This is a genomic window from Kosakonia sp. H7A, from assembly GCF_003028445.1.
GTDB classification, from domain to species: domain Bacteria; phylum Pseudomonadota; class Gammaproteobacteria; order Enterobacterales; family Enterobacteriaceae; genus Kosakonia; species Kosakonia radicincitans.
Window position 1 is genome coordinate 158,668 of the sequence record NZ_PYTZ01000009.1, and the last position, 18,807, is coordinate 177,474.

Genomic DNA, 18,807 nt, shown 5'->3' on the forward strand with positions numbered 1-18,807 from the left:
ATCTTGAAAAGAACCGGTAAGTAAAACTTACTCGAGCTCTGCCATCAGCTTAACCAGATGTTCTACTGCTTTTTGCTCGTCTTCGCCTTCAGCGGTCAACGTCACAACAGTACCTTGAGTCAGGCCCAGAGTTTGCAGTTTGAACAGGCTTTTCGCGCTGGCGCTTTTGCCGTTGGAAGTCACAGTGATTTCAGAAGAGAAGCCTTTCGCTTCTTTGACAAACTGAGCAGCAGGGCGGGTGTGCAGACCGTTCGGAGCGGTAATAGTTACTTCTTGCTGGAACATTGTATTTCCCCAACTTATAGGTTTAGTGTTGTGGAACTAAAGTCTAGCCTGGAGGCTTGACTTTAGCCTGTATTGTTAGCGCTGACGCAACGGGAAAAGGTACAGAAGTTCACCTGTGCTATCCGGCGTGGGCGCTTCTGGCCGTTGACGTTTCGCTCGTCATTAAACATTATGCCGCGAAAGCCAGAATTGAACCAAATCATAAAATCGATTCAGCAGTCTGAAATCTCACTTCGATTAATTTCGCGCTTCAAAATAAATGTGATGGTTAAATACCAGACCAGGAGTTTTCAAGCAATGCCAGGAGGGGTGAAAATTTGATATACGCCACAAAAAAGCACCTCGACGGGTGCTTTTTTGCGCTTTATTTACAATCTGGCATCACTGTTGCAATTCTTTTTCAGTGAAAAGATCGGCAAACAAAGCCGTGCTCAGATAACGCTCGCCTGAAGACGGAAGGATAACCACAATATTTTTATTGGTAAAGGATTCGTCTTCCTGCAACTTCAGTGCTGCTGCAACGGCTGCGCCGGAAGAGATGCCTGCCAGAATACCTTCTTCCTCCATCAGACGACGCGCAGTACTGATCGCCTCTTCGTTGGTGATCTTAACCACTTTATCGATCAGTTTCAGATCCAGGTTGCCAGGGATAAAACCGGCACCGATACCCTGAATTTTATGCGGGCCAGGCTTCAGCTCTTCGCCTGCCAGCGCCTGAGAGATAACCGGAGAGTCGGTTGGTTCAACTGCGACCGTAATCAGATCGGTTTTCCCTTTGGTGTTTTTAATAAAGCGCGTTACGCCTGTCAGCGTACCGCCGGTACCGACGCCGGAGATGAAAACATCTACCTGACCATCGGTATCTTCCCAGATTTCCGGGCCGGTGGTTTTTTCGTGAATTTCCGGGTTTGCCGGATTGCTGAACTGCTGAAGCAGCAGATATTTTGCCGGATCGCTGGCGACAATTTCTTCTGCTTTCTGAATCGCGCCTTTCATGCCTTTCGCGCCTTCGGTCAGAACCAGGTTCGCGCCCAGCGCTTTCAGCAGCTTACGGCGTTCGATACTCATGGTTTCCGGCATGGTCAGCGTCAGTTTGTAGCCGCGAGCGGCAGCAACGTACGCCAGAGCGATACCGGTGTTACCACTGGTGGGTTCAACCAGCTCGACGCCCGGCTTCAGTACGCCGCGTTTTTCGGCATCCCAAATCATATTGGCACCGATACGGCATTTTACGCTGAAGCTTGGGTTGCGGGATTCGACCTTAGCCAGGATACGTCCGTTACCGATGCGGTTCAGTCGAACCAGCGGCGTATGACCAATCGTCAACGAGTTGTCTTCAAAAATCTTACTCATAGCCTGTCCTGTCCTTAACTGTATGAAATTTGGGAACCACCTCAGCATACGCACTTACCCGTGATGGGGAAGTAAAGAAATCGCATATCTATATGCTGAGGTGAAATAATGGTTACCAGTATGGAATAAGAAACGGAATAATTCCTCAGCGCCAGGCGGCGTGTTTTTCACGATAGCAATCGACCCACATCGCTGTCGCGCCACACACAGCAACAGGCATGACCACCAGGTTAAGTACGGGGATCATCGTGAACAAGCTGGTCAACGCACCAAATTGCATATTGATGATTTTGCGTTCACGCAGGGCGATGCGCATCGCCTTGAACGGGACTTTATGGTTATCGAACGGGTAATCGCAGTACTGAATTGCCAGCATCCACGCGCTGAAGAGGAACCATAATACCGGCGCAACGGTTTGCCCGATACCGGGGATAAAGTAGAGGATCAGCAGGAGAAGTGCGCGCGGCAGATACCAGGCCAGCTTTTGCCATTCGCGCTTCATAATCCGCGGTACATCTTTCAGCACACCAAAAACGCCGATATCCGGCGGCGTCGCGCCCGTTAAACGCGCTTCCAACTGCTCGGCGAGCAGGCCGTTAAACGGCGCCGCAATCCAGTTGGCCAGTGTAGAGAAAAAGTAACCAAACACCAGCAAAATGGAGATCACCACGATCGGCCATAACAGATAGCTCAACCATTGTAGCCAGTCGGGCACATGACTCATTAATGAAGGGATCCAGGCGTCGAGACGGGAAAACAGCCACCAGAAAGCGCCGCCCATCAACACGATATTGACCAGCAATGGCAGAATAACAAAGCGACGAATACCTGGCAGCGTGACCAGTTTCCAGCCCTGAGTAAAATAAAAGAGGCCACTGCGTGCAGTGCCCTGGGACGATGAAACCATAATCTGGCTATACTCCTTTTCTGATGATCCTCGCACGGCAGCTTATAATATTCATCCGGGCGGCGAAACCTGTTCAGAAATGTTCGAAAAAACAGCAAAAAGCACAATTTAGTTCATCTTTATGCGGTGAAACCCACGAGCACACTTGCACTTGACGTAATCGGCAAATACTCTTAGTGAGTAAATGTTTGCCGTGGTGGCAAGGTGTTAGAACAACAGAGAATATAATGATGCAGGATTTGCGTCTGATATTAATCATTGTTGGCGCGATCGCCATAATCGCTTTACTGGTTCACGGTTTCTGGACCAGCCGTAAAGAACGTTCCTCAATGTTCCGCGATCGCCCATTAAAACGCATGAAGTCGCGACGTGACGACGACGATTTAGATGACGAGGATGTCGATGAAGACGAAGGCGTGGGTGAAGTTCGCGTTCACAAAGTGAATCACGCGCCAGGATCGGGTAACGAGCAGGATGCGCCGCGTCAGTCTCCGCAACATCAATATCAGCCGCCTTACGCGTCGGCGCAGCCGCGTCCGTCTGCACCGGTTCAACCCGAAGAGCCACCGCACCATGCGCCGCAATCCAGGAATCAGCCGCATCAGCCAGAGCGTCCGCAAGTGCAGGCACCGGCGTTTGAGCAACAGCCTGTTCGCCCAACCGCGCAGCCAGTAGCTCCGCAGCAGCACGCACCGCAGTATCAAGCGCCGCAGCAGCCCCATCATCAGCCACAGCCGCAGGCTCATCAACCTGCGCCGCAGCAAGAGCCGGAACCGGTTATCGAAACGCCGCAGGAAAAACCGCAGCGCAAAGAAACCGTCATTATCATGAACGTCGCTGCACATCATGGCAGCACGCTCAACGGCGAAGTGTTGCTGAACAGTATTTTGCAGGCCGGGTTTAAATTTGGCGATATGAGTATTTTCCATCGCCATCTCAGCCCGGACGGCAGCGGCCCGGCGCTCTTCAGCCTGGCCAACATGGTTAACCCGGGAACGTTTGATGTTGAAACGATGGGCGAGCTGACCACGCCTGGCGTCACGATCTTTATGCAGGTGCCGTCCTACGGTGATGAACTGCAAAACTTCAAACTGATGCTGCAATCCGCGCAACATATTGCCGACGAAGTGGGCGGTGTGGTGCTTGACGATCAGCGCCGGATGATGACGCCGCAGAAATTGCGTGAATACCAGGATCGTATTCGCGAGGTTAAAGACGCCAACGCGTAATGGATTGACCACGAATATTCCACTCCAGAACCCCCGCCTGTCGGGGGTTTTTTATCATTGATGGTGCGACATGGAATCGATTGAACAACAACTAACAGAGCTGCGAACGACGCTTCGCCATCATGAATATCTGTACCACGTTATGGACGCGCCGGAAGTTCCGGACGCCGAGTACGATCGCCTGATGCGTGAATTGCGCGAGCTTGAAGCGCAACACCCGGAGCTGATTACGCCCGATTCGCCCACTCAGCGTGTAGGCGCGGCGCCGCTGACTGCCTTCAGCCAGGTACGCCACGAAGTGCCAATGCTGTCACTGGATAACGTGTTCGACGAGGAGAGCTTCCTTGCCTTTAACAAACGCGTACAGGATCGGTTGAAAAGCACCGATGCGCTGACCTACTGCTGCGAGTTAAAACTCGATGGTCTGGCGGTGAGTATTCTCTATGAGAATGGCGTGCTGATCCGCGCGGCAACGCGTGGCGACGGGACAACCGGTGAAGACATTACCAGCAACGTGCGCACTATCCGCGCTATCCCACTGAAACTGCACGGCGACAATATTCCCGCCCGCCTTGAAGTGCGCGGGGAAGTCTTTTTGCCGCAGTCGGGTTTTGATAAGATCAACGAAGAGGCGCGTCGTACCGGCGCAAAAGTGTTCGCCAACCCGCGCAACGCAGCAGCGGGGTCGTTACGCCAGCTTGATCCGCGTATTACGGCTAAACGCCCGCTCACTTTCTTCTGTTACGGTGTCGGCATCCTCGAAGGCGGCGAGCTACCGCGTAGCCATATGGGGCGTTTGCAGCAGTTCAAGGCCTGGGGTTTGCCGGTGAGTGAGCGCATACGTCTTTGTGATTCGCCGGAAGCGGTGCTGGCGTTCTATCGTCAGGTGGAAAACGATCGTCCGACGCTGGGCTTCGACATTGACGGCGTGGTGATTAAAGTTGATTCGCTGGAGTTGCAGGAGCAACTGGGTTTTGTCGCGCGCGCGCCGCGCTGGGCGGTGGCGTTCAAATTCCCGGCGCAGGAGCAGATGACTTTCGTGCGCGACGTCGAATTTCAGGTTGGCCGCACCGGGGCTATCACGCCGGTTGCAAGGCTGGAGCCGGTACACGTTGCAGGCGTATTGGTGAGTAATGCCACGCTGCACAATGCTGATGAAATCGATCGGCTGGGGTTGCGTATTGGCGATAAAGTGGTGATTCGGCGCGCCGGTGATGTGATCCCGCAGGTGGTCAACGTGGTGCTCGCCGAGCGCCCGGAAGAGACGCGCGAAGTGATTTTCCCGCAACATTGCCCGGTATGTGGTTCCGATGTGGAGCGTGTTGAAGGCGAAGCCGTCGCCCGCTGTACCGGCGGCTTAATTTGCGGCGCCCAGCGCAAAGAAGCGCTTAAACATTTTGTCTCCCGCCGCGCGATGGACGTGGACGGCATGGGCGATAAAATCATCGACCAACTGGTAGAGAAAGAGTATGTCCAGACACCTGCGGATCTATTCCGTCTGACGGCGGGCAAGCTGACCGGCTTGGATCGCATGGGGCCAAAATCGGCGCAAAACATCATTACTGCGCTGGAAAACGCCAAAGAGACGACGTTTGCCCGCTTCCTTTATGCGCTGGGGATCCGCGAAGTCGGTGAGGCCACGGCGGCTGGGCTGGCGGCGTATTTTGGTACGCTGGATGCGCTGATGGCGGCATCGGTGGATGAGCTACAAAAAGTACCCGATGTCGGCGTTGTGGTCGCGAAGCACGTGAACAACTTCTTCAATGAAGAGAGTAACCGCGAAGTCATCGCGCAATTGGTTGGCGAAGTGGGTATTCACTGGCCTGCGCCGTTAGTGGTCAATGCTGAAGAGATCGACAGCCCGTTTGCCGGTAAAACGGTGGTGCTGACCGGTAGCCTTAGCCAGCTCTCTCGCGATGAGGCCAAAGCTCGTCTGACGGCACTGGGTGCCAAAGTGGCCGGTAGCGTGTCGAAAAAAACCGATCTGGTGATCGCCGGGGAAGCGGCAGGTTCAAAACTGGCAAAAGCGCAGGAACTGGGGATCGCTGTGATTGATGAAGCGGAGATGATCCGGCTGCTGGGGGAATAAATGGAAAAAGAACAGCTCGTCGACATCGCCAACACCGTAATGCCCTTTGGTAAATACCAAGGGCGACGGCTGATTGATTTGCCGGAAGAGTATTTGCTGTGGTTCGCCCGGAAAGATGAGTTTCCTGCCGGGCGACTGGGCGAGTTGATGCAGATTACCCTGCTTATCAAAACCGAGGGGCTGAGCCATCTGGTGCAGCCCCTGAAGCGCGGCTAGGCTTTTGCCGCTTCCTGTGCCTGCTGCTGCTCCGCCTGACGTTTGTAGCGGCGGGCCAGCACGGCGCAAACCATCAGCTGGATCTGGTGGAAGATCATCAGCGGCAGCACCATCATGCCAATCACTGAAGTCGGGAAGAGAATGTTCGCCATCGGGATACCGTTGGCGAGACTCTTCTTCGAACCGCAGAACACAATGGTAATTTCATCCGCTTTGTTAAAGCCGCACTTCCGCGCCACCACAATGTTCACCATGATGACAATCGCCAGCAGTACGAGGCTTGCAGCCACGATAAACAGCAGTGAACCGACGCCCACCTTATGCCAGATACCGTTCACCACCGCTTCGCTGAACGCGGAGTAAACCACCAGCAGGATCGAAGTCTGGTCGGTTTTTGAAATCCATTTTTTATGTTTTGCCACAAATGCGCCGGTCCACGGACGTGACAGGTGACCAAGCACAAACGGCAGCAGCAATTGCAGCATGATCTTGCCCACTTGTTCGAGGCTGCCCCCGGCGCCGTGCAGATTCATCAGCAAGCCGACCAGCAACGGCGAGAGGAAGATCCCCAACAAGCTGGAGGCCGATGCAGAACACACGGCGGCAGCAACGTTACCGCCCGCCAGTGAGGTAAAGGCAATCGCCGACTGCACTGTGGCGGGCAAAATGCACAGATAGAGGAAGCCGGTATACAACTCCTGGCTGACATTTACTGGCGACCACCAGACAAACAGCACGCCGAGTGCCGGGAAAAGCACAAAGGTGCTGCACATCACCCACAGATGCAAACGCCAGTGGCTACCGCCCGCAATGATCGCTTCGCGTGACAGTTTCGCGCCATGCATAAAAAACAGCAGCGCAATAGCGGCGGTTGTTAGCCCTTCAAAGAAAGGAACAAACCCGCCGCGCGCAGGGAAGAAAGAGGCCAGCAGAACGGTACACACCAGCGTGAGGGTAAAAGGGTCAAGAATTCGAAAAAGTTTCATGTGCACTCCTGAAAGTCGATGCCGCTATTGTGCTTTTTCTCCTTTGAGAAATAAAATTGATTTATTGCATCCATTCATGAATTAATCAGATGAATTACTCATTACGTCAGTTACGCGTTTTTGTCACCGTCGCGCAGGCCAAAAGTTTTAGCCGGGCAGGGGACATCATTGGCCTGAGCCAGTCTGCCGTCAGCCACAGTGTGAAAGAGCTGGAGTTGCAAACCGGCGTGCGTCTTCTCGATCGCACTACCCGTGAAGTAGTGCTGACCGAAGCGGGCCAGCAACTGGCTTTGCGGCTGGAGCGCTTGTTAGATGAGCTTAGCAGCACGCTACGCGAAGCCGGGCGCGTCGGCCAGCAATTAACCGGTACCGTACGTGTGGCCGCCAGCCAGACCATTTCCGCGCACCTGATCCCGCAGTGCATCGCCAGCAGTAACCAGCGCTATCCGGAGATCGATTTTGTGCTGCATGACAGGCCGCAACAGTGGGTACTGGAGAGCATTCGTCAGGGGGAAGTGGATTTTGGCATTGTGATCGATCCCGGTCCGGTGAGCGATTTTCAAAGTGAAGAGATCCTGGAAGAGCCCTTTTTTCTGCTCTGCCGCAACGACCATCCGTGGGCGCAGCTTGCGGCAGTTCCCTGGTCCGCGCTTGATGGCGCACGTCTGGTGGTACAGGATTATGCTTCAGGAAGTCGACCGTTAATTGACGCGGCGTTACAGCATTTTTCCCTGCAAACTGCGATTGTCCAGGAGATTGGTCATCCGGCGACGCTGTTTCCAATGGTGGAAGCGGGGATTGGTATCAGCATCTTACCGGCGCTGGCATTGCCATTGCCGCAGGGAAGCCAGCTTGCGGTGAAACGGCTGGTGCCGGGGATGCAACGGAAAATTATGCTGGTGCGACGGAAGAACCGTTCGTTGTCGGGGGCGGCGCAGGCGCTGTGGGAAGTGGTAAAAGAACAGGCCCGGTGTTTAAACCGGGCCCGTGAGAACGATCCGTTATTTACTCAGACGTAAATATCAATCGAATGCTCGTCAGAAGGGTTATTCACGCCTTCCGCTTTGCTCTGCTGCTGAGCTTGCTTCTGTTCAGCTTCCTGCGCTTGTTTGCGCTGAAGCTGAGCTAGCTGTGCCTGCAACTGTTGGATTTGCTGCTGAATCAACTCTTGTTGCTTTTTTTTCTGTTCTGTCGTGCCGCTACCGCTGGAAATATTTTTCAATTCGTCCGTCAGCTTAGCAATCTGCTGAGTAATACGGCTGATTTGCGAAGATATATCATTACTGGTCGACGAACTGCCTGCGCTACTACCCTTGCTACTACTTTGTATCGATGGAGTTGATGTTGTAATGGTGGACATTGAGCTCTCCTTTTCGCCTTAAAATAGGGTTATCGGCGTAATCAGTTAGGACTTGAACGGCGTTCACTGTTGTTCGCAAAGTAAGCATCGTATCCGGACATTAAGGATAAATTATGAATAAAAGTTCTCAGGTTTACTTATTGAAAAGAAAACAGTTTTGATGTTTTTTGATTGCTGTCAGGTGAGTTTTTACTGCTGCTTTAAAGGAAATTTTAGGGTTTGCAGTTTTGCAGGCTGGAAAAGGCATTCGCCGCCATTGGGTAAAAGTGTGAATCTTTGGGAACTGCAGAAAGCAAAAAAGCGCCGCCAGCGCCATTTTTACATTGGTGGGTCGTGCAGGATGACTCGCTTCGCTCGCCCTTCGGGCCGTCGCCGCAAGCGGCTCCGTTGTCTCACTACGTTCGACCCGAACCTGCCGCAGGTATACTCGTCTCATCCTGAGACTCGCCCTTCGGGCCAACGCTGCGCGTTGTTCAAAATTGTTCCCGACAATTTTGTCGAATCTTCAGGATCGGCAGAAAGCAAAAAAGCGCCGCCAGCGCCATTTTTACATTGGTGGGTCGTGCAGGATGACTCGCTTCGCTCGCCCTTCGGGCCGTCGCCGCAAACGGCTCCGTTGTCTCACTGCGTTCGACTCGAACCTGCCGCAGGTTCGAATCTTCAGGATCGGCAGAAAGCAAAAAAGCGCCTTTAGGGCGCTTTTTTACATTGGTGGGTCGTGCAGGATTCGAACCTGCGACCAATTGATTAAAAGTCAACTGCTCTACCAACTGAGCTAACGACCCGAAGTGGTGGGTGATGACGGGATCGAACCGCCGACCCCCTCCTTGTAAGGGAGGTGCTCTCCCAGCTGAGCTAATCACCCACTTCGGTACTTCACTGATAAGAATTCGCTGGCGAGAAAGTGGTGGGTGATGACGGGATCGAACCGCCGACCCCCTCCTTGTAAGGGAGGTGCTCTCCCAGCTGAGCTAATCACCCACTTCTCATTCTTATCTACACTGCGGGAACCACGAAAATCGTGGTGGGTGATGACGGGATCGAACCGCCGACCCCCTCCTTGTAAGGGAGGTGCTCTCCCAGCTGAGCTAATCACCCCCGCTGTGTGGAGTCGCATTATAGGGAGAGTTGAAAATGAGTCAACGCATTTTCTAAATAAATTGTTCGTTCGTCGTAAAATTAAACAAACCGCTGAGTAATACGTCGCGAGAGCATGATTTCTAAACAAAATAGCGCGATACACCGCTCAATGAGGCAACAACATTGAGGAATCAGCCCACAGTGATAGAATATCGCCCACTCTTTTTTAAGCTATTGCCGACGGTCGGCATCTTTAATAAACGTAAGGCCAATTCATGAAAATCAAAACTCGCTTCGCGCCAAGCCCCACTGGCTATCTGCACGTTGGCGGCGCGCGTACTGCTCTCTACTCCTGGCTGTTTGCCCGTAACCACGGCGGTGAGTTTGTGCTGCGTATTGAAGACACCGATCTTGAGCGCTCCACGCCGGAAGCAATCGAAGCCATTATGGATGGCATGAACTGGCTGAACCTTGAATGGGATGAAGGCCCGTATTTCCAGACTAAACGCTTTGATCGCTACAACGCGGTGATTGATGAAATGCTCAAAGCGGGCACTGCATATAAATGCTATTGCTCGAAAGAGCGTCTGGAGCAACTGCGCGAAACGCAGATGGCGAACGGTGAAAAACCACGCTATGACGGGCGCTGCCGCCACGATCATTCGCATCATGCCGCTGACGAACCTTGCGTTGTGCGCTTCGCCAACCCGCAGGATGGCTCCGTGGTGTTTGACGATCAGATCCGTGGTCCGATCGAGTTCAGCAACCTCGAACTTGACGATCTGATCATTCGCCGTACTGATGGTTCTCCGACCTACAACTTCTGCGTTGTCGTTGATGACTGGGATATGGAAATCACGCATGTCATTCGTGGCGAAGACCATATCAACAACACGCCGCGTCAGATCAACATCCTGAAAGCGCTGAATGCGCCGGTTCCGGTCTACGCGCACGTTTCCATGATCAACGGCGACGACGGTAAAAAACTCTCTAAACGCCACGGCGCGGTTAGCGTGATGCAATACCGCGATGATGGCTATCTGCCGGAAGCGCTGCTGAACTATCTGGTGCGTCTGGGCTGGTCGAGTGGCGATCAGGAGATCTTCACCCGCGAAGAGATGATCAAACTTTTCTCACTTGGCGCGGTGAGCAAATCAGCAAGTGCTTTCAACACCGATAAACTGCTGTGGCTGAACCACCACTACATTAATGCGCTGGATCCGCAGTATGTGGCGACACACCTGCAATGGCATATTGAGCAGGAAAAAATCGACACGCGTACCGGCCCGCAGTTGTTCGAGCTGGTGAAACTGCTGGGCGAACGTTGCAAGACGCTGAAAGAGATGGCCGCAAGCTGCCGCTACTTCTATGAAGAGTTTGACGAATTCGATGCCGATGCCGCGAAAAAACACCTGCGTCCGGTGGCTCGCCAGCCGCTGGAAGTGGTGCGCGATAAACTCGCAGCGATTACCGACTGGAGCGCCGAAAATGTGCACCACGCCATTCAGGCTACCGCCGACGAACTGGAAGTCGGGATGGGCAAAGTGGGTATGCCGCTGCGTGTTGCCGTTACCGGCGCGGGTCAGTCTCCGGCGCTGGACGTTACTGTTCACGCTATTGGCCAGGCCCGCAGCATTGCGCGAATCAATAAAGCACTGGGCTTTATTGCTGAACGCGAAAGCCAGCAGTAATTCCGTTCTGGCTTAATGCCAGCCGCCGTGAAATGTACCCCGACGCTGCTCTCCAGCCGTCGGGGTTTTTTCGTTTATAGCGCCAGCAACGACAGGCATCCGCTTGTACGCGGCAATCAGTTGTGGCTATCGCGCACGCTGAAATAGCGCACTCTTAATCTGTAACCACACCGACAGAATAAAAACGTGAATTATCCTGGTCCATTTTTGCAATTCTCAAGTAACAGTTTTCGTTAATAACATAGAAAATTATTGTGCTCCTTTAATTATATTTAAAAGCCTGTTGAGCTAAGAATTATCATATTTCAATTAATCTTTGGCAGGTGTCGCTGAAAGCGATTTAAGATTATTTACTTTAGGGGTTGGTTGATTTTGTTTTAGTCTTATTTTCCATGAGTGGAATATTTATGCTCATGGTTTTTTATCTTTCTGAAAATAAAACGTTAAGCTCTTAATTAAGTTTTTTTAAGCCTTTTTTATGTGACTATCGTATGTCGGTAAATTAAACTTTAATAAGTAATAAGCACCCTCTGTTTTGTGTAATTGATTATTTCCTGGATGACACTAATGCAAATTTCTTCCATGAGCGGTAGTGTGGCTTTATTTGCCATGCTTTACGTTGGGCTAGTGAATACCAGTCTGGCGGGGCCAGCTATTAATGTTGGTGCGTTAAATGAGTATATTTCTGCGCAGAAAAATACGCTGGCAAAGCGGATATATAATACTGGCGATGCAACAGCATTTGTCCGGGTCAGCGTCAGCGAAATTATTTATGATAAAAACAGCGGCAAACCCACTGAACATCCTCTTGATGAAAATGCGCTAATCAGCGGGAAAGGCACCGGTATCATTTCATCACCGCCGCGTTTAATTATTCCGGCCAACGGTATGCAAACAAATCGGCTGGTGTTTACCGGTTCGCGCGATAAAGAAAGATATTACCGGGTACGTTATATTCCGGTAGTGCCAGACCAGACTGAGGGATTTGGTCTAGATAATAAGGATATGCAGGCATATCAGGACCAAATCAATGCCGGTGTTACCGTTTTAACGGGCTTTGGTACGATAGTTACTGTTCAACCAGAGGCGACAAAATTTAATACTCTGGTGGCGAGCAGTAATAACAAACTTTCTGTTTCTAATAATGGCAATACCTCGGTTGTTATCAGCGGTATTAAGAGCTGTGACAGAAGTCTAAAAAACTGCGGTTCACCTGTTAATGTCCAGCTACGTCCGGGAAGTAAACTTGAACGGACGGCTGAGGAAAATAAAGTCTGGCTCTACAGTCTGACTGAAGGGAGTCAGAAAAAAAATCTTTCAACGGGGAGCTCCTCGTAACTACGTCGCTAATGACATTATTTAATGGAGATAAAGATGAAATCGACAAATAAATTAGTACTCGCAGCTCTGCTGGCGGCAACATTTGGTGCCAGCGCAGCTTCACCGACAATTGACTTTAATGTTGAAGCCACGATTCCGGACAATGATTTCTATATCACGCCAGTAAATGGCTGGGATGCGCAAACGCAGAAAATGAGCTGGAATGAAGGCGGCCAGTCGCTTAATCCTTTCTCTCAGCAGCTGCAAATGAAAAATACCGGCGGCAATATTAAAGCTTATTTAAGCAGCCAGCCGGCACTGACTACAGCGAATGGCACTGATGTTATTAACCTGGACGTCAGAATTGCCGGTAAAACACTGACGACGAATTCCACCACTGCCGTCGAGCTTTACAACGATTCTGAAGCGGCAACGGAAAAAACGGCAACCGTCGAAGTGAGCCAGCAGGGCACGCTTTCGTCACGTCCGGCCGGTGGTAATTATATTGGGGCCGTCACGATGATCTTCGATACCGACGGTACGACCCCTTAATTTTCGCTATCGACGTAAAGTCATTGCATTGAGGAGAGTCTGACTCTCCTCCTTTCTTCGGCTGTATCGCTGCTTTTTATTGTGAAAAAAATATGTCTCACTTTCGCCTTATTATGGGTTCGCTGTTGCTCTGTGTCGGGAGTGGTGCAGCCAATGCACGTACAGAGTCTTTAATGAGCCAGACTGCACTTATGCCTGAAGATTTTAAAGCGCATTTCTTCAATTCCCCGTTGTCCGCCAAAGTAACGCTGAATGGTAAAAAGCTGGGTGATGCGATGATAGTACTGACGGAAGATAATCAGGCCCGCATTGTTCAGTTTACCGATGTCAGCGACAGCGAATATACAGAAGAAGATCGCCAGCGATGGTTACAGGCGTTTTCAACGCTGGTTCCGCTGGGGGAGTGTACCCGCGACTGCCCGGATGGGCTGATGGCGGTGGAATACAGTTTAAGCGATGCAAGCCTTGCCTTGCTGACACCGGCGGCAATGACCAGCAAGGATCTCTGGTACAGCCTGCCAGAAGGCGGCGATTCCGGCATCATTTTGAATAACCAGTTTAATGCCAGCGGCAGTGAAGAACAGTCGACACTGAGCTGGAACGGCGGGCTGGATGCGGCAATAGGCAACTGGTCGCTGAGCAGCCAGTTTCAGCAGGATCAAAGCCGCGCACAAGGGCAGAATACGCTGTCGCGCCACGCTATTACCTCGTTATATGCACAGCGTGAATATGAGCAGAACTTTCTTCGCGCGGGCCTGTTTATGCCCGATAGCCAGGGGCTATTACGCCAGCCTTATCTGCCTGGCGGTGGGATCAGTACCCTTGCGGGAGTGATGGTCGGTAGTAGCGATACCCGAATGAAAGAGGGCGGCACGCCTTCGCTCTATCCGGTCTATGTCACGGCAAACCGGGAAGGCGTGGCGGAGATCTATCGCAACGGTTCTCTGATCAACTCCCAACCGGTGGTACCCGGCTTGCAGGTCCTGGATACCACGTCATTACCGATGGGTATCTATGAAGTTGAAATCCGGGTACTGGAAGACGGTAAAGAAACCAGCCGTACCACAGAAACTATCAATAAACCCTATTCATGGCGCAACCCCGACCAGCGTCTGCGCTACAACCTCTTTTTCGGCCAGCAGCGAACTTTGTGGAACAGCGATCCGGATTCACAAAATGGTGATCCGGCAGCGGGCGCCAGCCTTAACTACCTGCTTTACCCGCGCCTGACACTGGGGATGGCGGTACAAAAAACCGGCGATGAGCGCCAGGCTGGTGGTTCCATTGACTGGCAACTGGCCGATGCACTGCAACTTTATGGCAATGTGTGGCGCAGCAATGTAACCGGATATGGTTTTGACACGCAGGCCATCTGGACTCACAAGCAGGGTAACGTTGCGTTGAGCCACAGCCGTAGCTGGTATCGGCAGGACGACGAGCTGTATCAATATGACAGCCGTCCTTCGCAGCAAAACACCACTTCGTTTTCAAGCACCTGGCGTTTTAGTGGCATTAATAGCATCACCGGGCGTCTCAGCCACAGCAGCCGCAACAGCGGCGTTGGCGTCGATATTGGCTTCAACACCCGAACGATGATCGGCAAAACGGCGGTTAACTGGCGCTTAGCCGGGTTCGACAGGCCCTATGGCGACGGCAGTAGCCTGCGTAACCGGGGCGTTAGCCTGAGCGCCAGCTTCTCGCTGGGCAGTGAGAACCGCAGCGGCAACATCAGCTTGGGCAGCCGTACTGATACGCAAGGAGAACGCGATTTCTATACCTCGGCGTCGGTCAATCAGCAGTGGGGAGAAAACAGCCCGATTCGCTCGACGCTGGCCACGCTGACGGGCGATCGTCATGGCGTAGGCGTCAGCGCCTCCAACCAGTTTGATACCGCGCTGGCGCAGGGCAGCTTCTGGGCGCAAAGCTCCACGCAGGATAGCCGTCTTTCCGGTGGTATTAATACCGGCAGTCTGGTGGCTTTCGGTAAGGGCGAGGTGGCGATCTCTAAACTGCCTTCTTACAACCAGGGCGGCGGGGTGATCGTCAATGTGGATTCGGACGATCAAAACGCGCAGTTGCTGGCGTTCTATCCCGGCGGGCAAAAAACATTGTCAGCAGGGCGCAATTTTGTCCCGGTCGATGCCTGGAAGCCGGGAACCATTCAGCTCGATTTTGCCGGTACGGATGCGCCAGCGCTCAAAATTGAGCCGGAATACCTCTCTTACCAGCATATTCGCGGCGGCGTGAATGCTTATAACGTTCGGGTGATGAAAACGGTCACGGTCATGGGCCGCCTCGTCAACAGCAAAGGTGAAGCGCTCGGCGGCGCGAATGTCGTCAACCATGCCAGCAGAACGATGAGCGAGTCCGACGGGTTATTCACCCTCGAAATGCAAAAAAGCATCCCGGTGCTGAATGTTGAGCAGCGTTCCGGCGCGACCTGCGAAATTAAGCTCGATCCGAATGCGCCCCATAGCACTCAGGACGATGTGTGGTTTGTCGGTAATCTTGTGTGCGATGGCTTGACGCAAGCGGCGCATGCAGAAACAACATACAGCGATGAGACAGGGAAAGTAAAAACATGAAACGGAATGCGGTTAATAAGCAGAGTGAAAGGGATACAGATATTCGAACCAGGATAATAAATATGCTTTTCCTACCCGTGTGTAGCAAAATGCGCAAATTGATCGCTGTGAAATCTGTGATGTTCTGTTTGGCCTTATTCTCATCACAACTTTATGCCATCACAATGGATATCACTGCCGAATTTTCCGCAGATATTAGCAAGCCGCAGCTGAACGAGTTTGTAAATACTACGCCAGTCACAGGGTTTTGCGCTAACTACTGGAATGATTGTGCATCTTTTGGTGGCTTTAGTGTCGTTATCCCTAATTTAACAGCAGAAAGAGTGTTGGATAGTAATAATACCAGCGATTATATGGATTATCAGCCCTCAATGGCTGTTGATGGCGCGCCAAAAATAATAACGCTGACAGATCCTATGACTAACCGCAGCATTAATGTCAATTTTCGCCTTGTTCTCGTTGGTGTGACTTATACACGCCTCAATGGTTCTTCCGGTAGTCTGGGGATGGCGATGAATGTTATGAGTATACCGGGTAATGGTTGTAAAAAGCTTGGTGGAAGCACTCTTAATTCTGATGCCGCTTCATTTGCCTGGCAATATCCGGAGAGCAAAGCTGATTGCTTTGCATTTCTCAATTATCGTTATCCGTTTGCAGGGCTTGTCAGAATCAGTGATGTCAGCATTGGTTATACTCTTCAACTTCCAGACCCATTAAATGTGTATGCCGGAACCTACGAGGGTGAGATAACTTATGTTGTCGGTAATGGTAGGGATATTGATTTGCATGCCCAGAGCACTTCTGAGACTGAATTAATAATAAAGTTGAAAGCGACCGTGAAGCACGCATTTAATATTTTCTTTCCCGGTGGGAGTGATGATCTTAATGTCAAGCTTGATGCGCGGGGGGGCTGGAGTCAATGGATTAACGGCAAACATATGCCGGAATTATTACAGAAAGAGATGTCTTTCTTGCTGACTTCCTCCACGCCATTCGTGGTGAAAATGCAGTGCGGAGCAGGGCTGGATGGTGGCAATCAGAATTGTGCATTGCAAAATGTGCAGACCAACGAGATCGTCCCATTGGATGTTTTTCTGACGTTTCCAGGTTTTAAAAGTAATGGAACGGATGTGAATAATCTGCGCATGACCACTGAGGTTAATGGGCAAGCGATTGATCCGCCGGGTGCCATTATTGCCGACCGACGCTCACACCTTGATTTCCGCGTTTCCCGTCCTGGAGTAGAAACGATGGTGAAAGCGCCAGGCTCAACGTGGAAAGGCGCGGTAACGCTGATATTTGATACCCAGACGCAGTGAACATTTTTCGGCGTTAATGCGTCAGCACGTAATTTATGCTTAGCCGGCGTGGTATTTCGCCACGCCGAAATAAAAAGGACGTAATAATATTACGGCAAGGGAAATGTATGAGTGAGTTCGGTAATAATAAAGAATCATGTTTCGAGAGTTATATTAAAATTGACCGTGTGAAATATATCGGTATAATGCACTGCGAAACTGCGAAACTGCGAAACTGCGAAACTGCGAAACTGCGAAACTGCGAAACTGCGAAACTGCGAAACTGCGAAACTGCGAAACTGCGAAACTGCGGCTATTTTAGAAAATTAATTCACGGGAAAAGTATTGCGTTTTTCTGGCTGTTATTCTCGACTCTGGTTCACGCAACATCCGGGACTTTAAATGTGGAGTTTAAAGCAAGTATTAATAGTCCGAATAAAAATACATTTACCGACACCACAATATGCACCGGCTTGACATGTGAACCTGGTTTGAATCTTTATAAAGGTGTCAATGTTCCCGGTGTGTTGGCAGAAAAATATTACGATTATTCATCTCCCGATCCGGAACGTAATACTGTCTCTATGACCTTTGATGGTCTTCCGAAAACAGTGACCTTAACCGATCCTGCAACCGGTCAGAGCATAAGTGCAGTTTTTCGTTTAGCGTACTTTGGTGCACAGCTTAATCGTCTGGATGCCAGTAGCGGTGATATGAGCGATACATTTTGGTCGGTAACCAACCCGAAGGGGGGCTGTCATGGGCGAAGTACAGTGGTTGATGAGAGCTTTGTTCGCCCCAGACTTGAGATCCCGGAAAGTAAGTTAACCTGTTACGGTAAACTTATGGATGTATTTCAGGGCAAAATTAATGTCAGCTCCGTCGTTATGGGATATACCAGCCTGGTTATCACTCCGGAACCCTTAAATATATATGAGGGAATATATGAAGGTGACCTTGTTTACAGGTTCGGCGATAACGGTGATATCGATTTTCATGCCGATACGAACCTTGAGAGTGAGATCAGGATCCACATAAAAGCGACCGTGGAGCACGAGTTGTATATAAAATTTGCCCCTGGCAGTGAGAATGTTTCGCTGGGCGCACAGGGCGGCTGGGAACCCTGGATTAATGGCGGGCATATACCGCCATCACTGAGTAAAGAGGTACCTTTTTCCCTCTCTTCCTCGTCAGGGTTTTCCGTCAAAATGCAGTGCGGACATGATGGTGGTAACCAAAACTGCGGGTTGCAAAATACCCAGACAGGTCAGATCGTTCCGCTGGAAGTCTCGATGACGTTGCCCGGTTATAAAAGTAACGGTGCGGATGTCTACTATATGTCAATAACTTCTGCTGCCAGTGGTTATAAGATTGATGTGCCCGGAAGGTTTATTACTTATCGACGCTCGCACGTTGATTTTCGCGTGCGCAGGCCTGCGGTGGAAACGATGGTAAAAGCGCCAGGCTCAACGTGGAAAGGGGCGGTAACGCTGATTTTTGACACGCAGACGCAGTGAATGTTGCCCGGAATCAATGCGTCCGCACTTAATCTGTTTTCTGCAAGGCGTGGTATTTCACCGCGCCGGAATATAAGGACGCATCATGATATTACGGCAAAGGAAATGTGTGGGCGAATTCGTTGGTAATAAAGTAGAGAGTTCCAAAAGTAATATTAAACTTGACCTTAAGAAGTTTATGGATATAATGCACTGCAAAACTGCAAAACTGCAAAACTGCAAAACTGCAAAACTGCAAAACTGCAAAACTGCAAAACTGCAAAACTGCAAAACTGCAAAACTGCAAAACTGCAAAACTGCAAAACTGCAAAACTACAAAACTGCAAAACTGCAAAACTG

16 protein-coding genes, 4 tRNA genes and 2 other RNA genes are annotated in these 18,807 nt (G+C 51.2%); 11 read left to right on the plus strand and 11 right to left on the minus strand.

Annotation, left to right across the window (positions count from 1 at the left end):
- Positions 1-27 precede the first annotated feature (27 nt).
- The 3 genes from ptsH to cysZ all read right to left on the minus strand — a co-directional run bounded on the left by ptsH (position 28) and on the right by cysZ (position 2,545).
- Positions 28-285: a phosphocarrier protein Hpr gene (gene ptsH / locus CWM66_RS23505; RefSeq protein ID WP_007370907.1), complete on the minus strand. Its 258-nt coding sequence runs from the start codon at positions 283-285 to the stop codon at positions 28-30.
- Positions 286-666: 381 nt separating this feature from the next.
- Positions 667-1,638 (minus strand): cysteine synthase A, encoded by a 972-nt coding sequence (gene cysK / locus CWM66_RS23510; RefSeq protein WP_007370909.1) that lies wholly within the window; start codon positions 1,636-1,638, stop codon positions 667-669.
- A 145-nt stretch (positions 1,639-1,783) separates the two neighbouring features.
- Positions 1,784-2,545, minus strand: a complete 762-nt coding sequence (gene cysZ / locus CWM66_RS23515) for a sulfate transporter CysZ (RefSeq protein ID WP_007370910.1) — start codon at positions 2,543-2,545, stop codon at positions 1,784-1,786.
- A 227-nt stretch (positions 2,546-2,772) separates the two neighbouring features.
- Between cysZ and zipA the strand changes: the two genes are divergently transcribed.
- The 3 genes from zipA (at position 2,773) to CWM66_RS23530 (ending at position 6,079) form a co-directional block, all read left to right on the plus strand.
- Complete coding sequence (gene zipA / locus CWM66_RS23520) at positions 2,773-3,774, plus strand: cell division protein ZipA (RefSeq protein WP_107147369.1); 1,002 nt, start codon at positions 2,773-2,775, stop codon at positions 3,772-3,774.
- A gap of 70 nt (positions 3,775-3,844) precedes the next feature.
- Entirely contained in the window at positions 3,845-5,863 is a 2,019-nt protein-coding gene (ligA, locus tag CWM66_RS23525; protein ID WP_079517577.1) for an NAD-dependent DNA ligase LigA, read from the plus strand.
- Positions 5,864-6,079: a DUF3820 family protein gene (locus CWM66_RS23530; protein WP_007370913.1), complete on the plus strand. Its 216-nt coding sequence runs from the start codon at positions 5,864-5,866 to the stop codon at positions 6,077-6,079.
- Here the strand turns inward: CWM66_RS23530 and CWM66_RS23535 are convergent.
- On the minus strand, positions 6,076-7,065 hold the full coding sequence (locus tag CWM66_RS23535; RefSeq protein WP_035888060.1) for a bile acid:sodium symporter family protein: 990 nt from the start codon (positions 7,063-7,065) through the stop codon (positions 6,076-6,078). The genes CWM66_RS23530 and CWM66_RS23535 overlap by 4 nt on opposite strands.
- Before the next feature lie 89 nt (positions 7,066-7,154).
- Between CWM66_RS23535 and CWM66_RS23540 the strand changes: the two genes are divergently transcribed.
- On the plus strand, positions 7,155-8,084 hold the full coding sequence (locus CWM66_RS23540) for a LysR family transcriptional regulator (protein WP_007370915.1): 930 nt from the start codon (positions 7,155-7,157) through the stop codon (positions 8,082-8,084).
- Here CWM66_RS23540 and CWM66_RS23545 read toward each other — a convergent pair.
- The 7 genes from CWM66_RS23545 to CWM66_RS23575 all read right to left on the minus strand — a co-directional run bounded on the left by CWM66_RS23545 (position 8,075) and on the right by CWM66_RS23575 (position 9,523).
- Entirely contained in the window at positions 8,075-8,425 is a 351-nt protein-coding gene (locus CWM66_RS23545; RefSeq protein WP_007370916.1) for a FlxA-like family protein, read from the minus strand. The genes CWM66_RS23540 and CWM66_RS23545 overlap by 10 nt on opposite strands.
- A 324-nt stretch (positions 8,426-8,749) precedes the next feature.
- Positions 8,750-8,885: non-coding RNA, RtT sRNA (locus CWM66_RS23550), on the minus strand.
- Positions 8,886-8,978: 93 nt separating this feature from the next.
- A non-coding RNA gene (locus tag CWM66_RS23555) (RtT sRNA) lies at positions 8,979-9,103 on the minus strand.
- A 31-nt stretch (positions 9,104-9,134) separates the two neighbouring features.
- Positions 9,135-9,210, minus strand: a tRNA-Lys gene (locus CWM66_RS23560).
- A 4-nt stretch (positions 9,211-9,214) separates the two neighbouring features.
- A tRNA-Val gene (locus tag CWM66_RS23565) sits at positions 9,215-9,290 on the minus strand.
- Positions 9,291-9,330: 40 nt separating this feature from the next.
- A tRNA-Val gene (locus CWM66_RS23570) sits at positions 9,331-9,406 on the minus strand.
- A gap of 41 nt (positions 9,407-9,447) precedes the next feature.
- A tRNA-Val gene (locus tag CWM66_RS23575) sits at positions 9,448-9,523 on the minus strand.
- Positions 9,524-9,780: 257 nt separating this feature from the next.
- On the opposite strand from CWM66_RS23575, the gene gltX reads away from it, so the two are divergent.
- The 7 genes from gltX to CWM66_RS23610 all read left to right on the plus strand — a co-directional run.
- Complete coding sequence (gene gltX, locus CWM66_RS23580; protein WP_071921155.1) at positions 9,781-11,196, plus strand: glutamate--tRNA ligase; 1,416 nt, start codon at positions 9,781-9,783, stop codon at positions 11,194-11,196.
- Positions 11,197-11,763: 567 nt separating this feature from the next.
- Positions 11,764-12,534: a hypothetical protein gene (locus CWM66_RS23585; RefSeq protein ID WP_107147370.1), complete on the plus strand. Its 771-nt coding sequence runs from the start codon at positions 11,764-11,766 to the stop codon at positions 12,532-12,534.
- 36 nt (positions 12,535-12,570) lie between these two features.
- Positions 12,571-13,068 (plus strand): CS1 type fimbrial major subunit, encoded by a 498-nt coding sequence (locus CWM66_RS23590; RefSeq protein ID WP_007370921.1) that lies wholly within the window; start codon positions 12,571-12,573, stop codon positions 13,066-13,068.
- Between the two features lie 173 nt (positions 13,069-13,241).
- Positions 13,242-15,653 (plus strand): TcfC E-set like domain-containing protein, encoded by a 2,412-nt coding sequence (locus CWM66_RS23595; RefSeq protein WP_233218421.1) that lies wholly within the window; start codon positions 13,242-13,244, stop codon positions 15,651-15,653.
- Positions 15,654-15,742: 89 nt separating this feature from the next.
- Complete coding sequence (locus CWM66_RS23600; RefSeq protein WP_146159947.1) at positions 15,743-16,972, plus strand: hypothetical protein; 1,230 nt, start codon at positions 15,743-15,745, stop codon at positions 16,970-16,972.
- A 107-nt stretch (positions 16,973-17,079) separates the two neighbouring features.
- Positions 17,080-18,468 carry a hypothetical protein gene (locus CWM66_RS23605; protein WP_233218422.1) on the plus strand — a complete coding sequence of 463 codons (1,389 nt, stop codon included), beginning with the start codon at positions 17,080-17,082 and terminating at the stop codon, positions 18,466-18,468.
- 109 nt (positions 18,469-18,577) lie between these two features.
- Positions 18,578-18,807, plus strand: a 230-nt coding sequence (locus CWM66_RS23610; RefSeq protein ID WP_369878942.1) for a hypothetical protein, incomplete at its 3' end; no start/stop codon positions are given.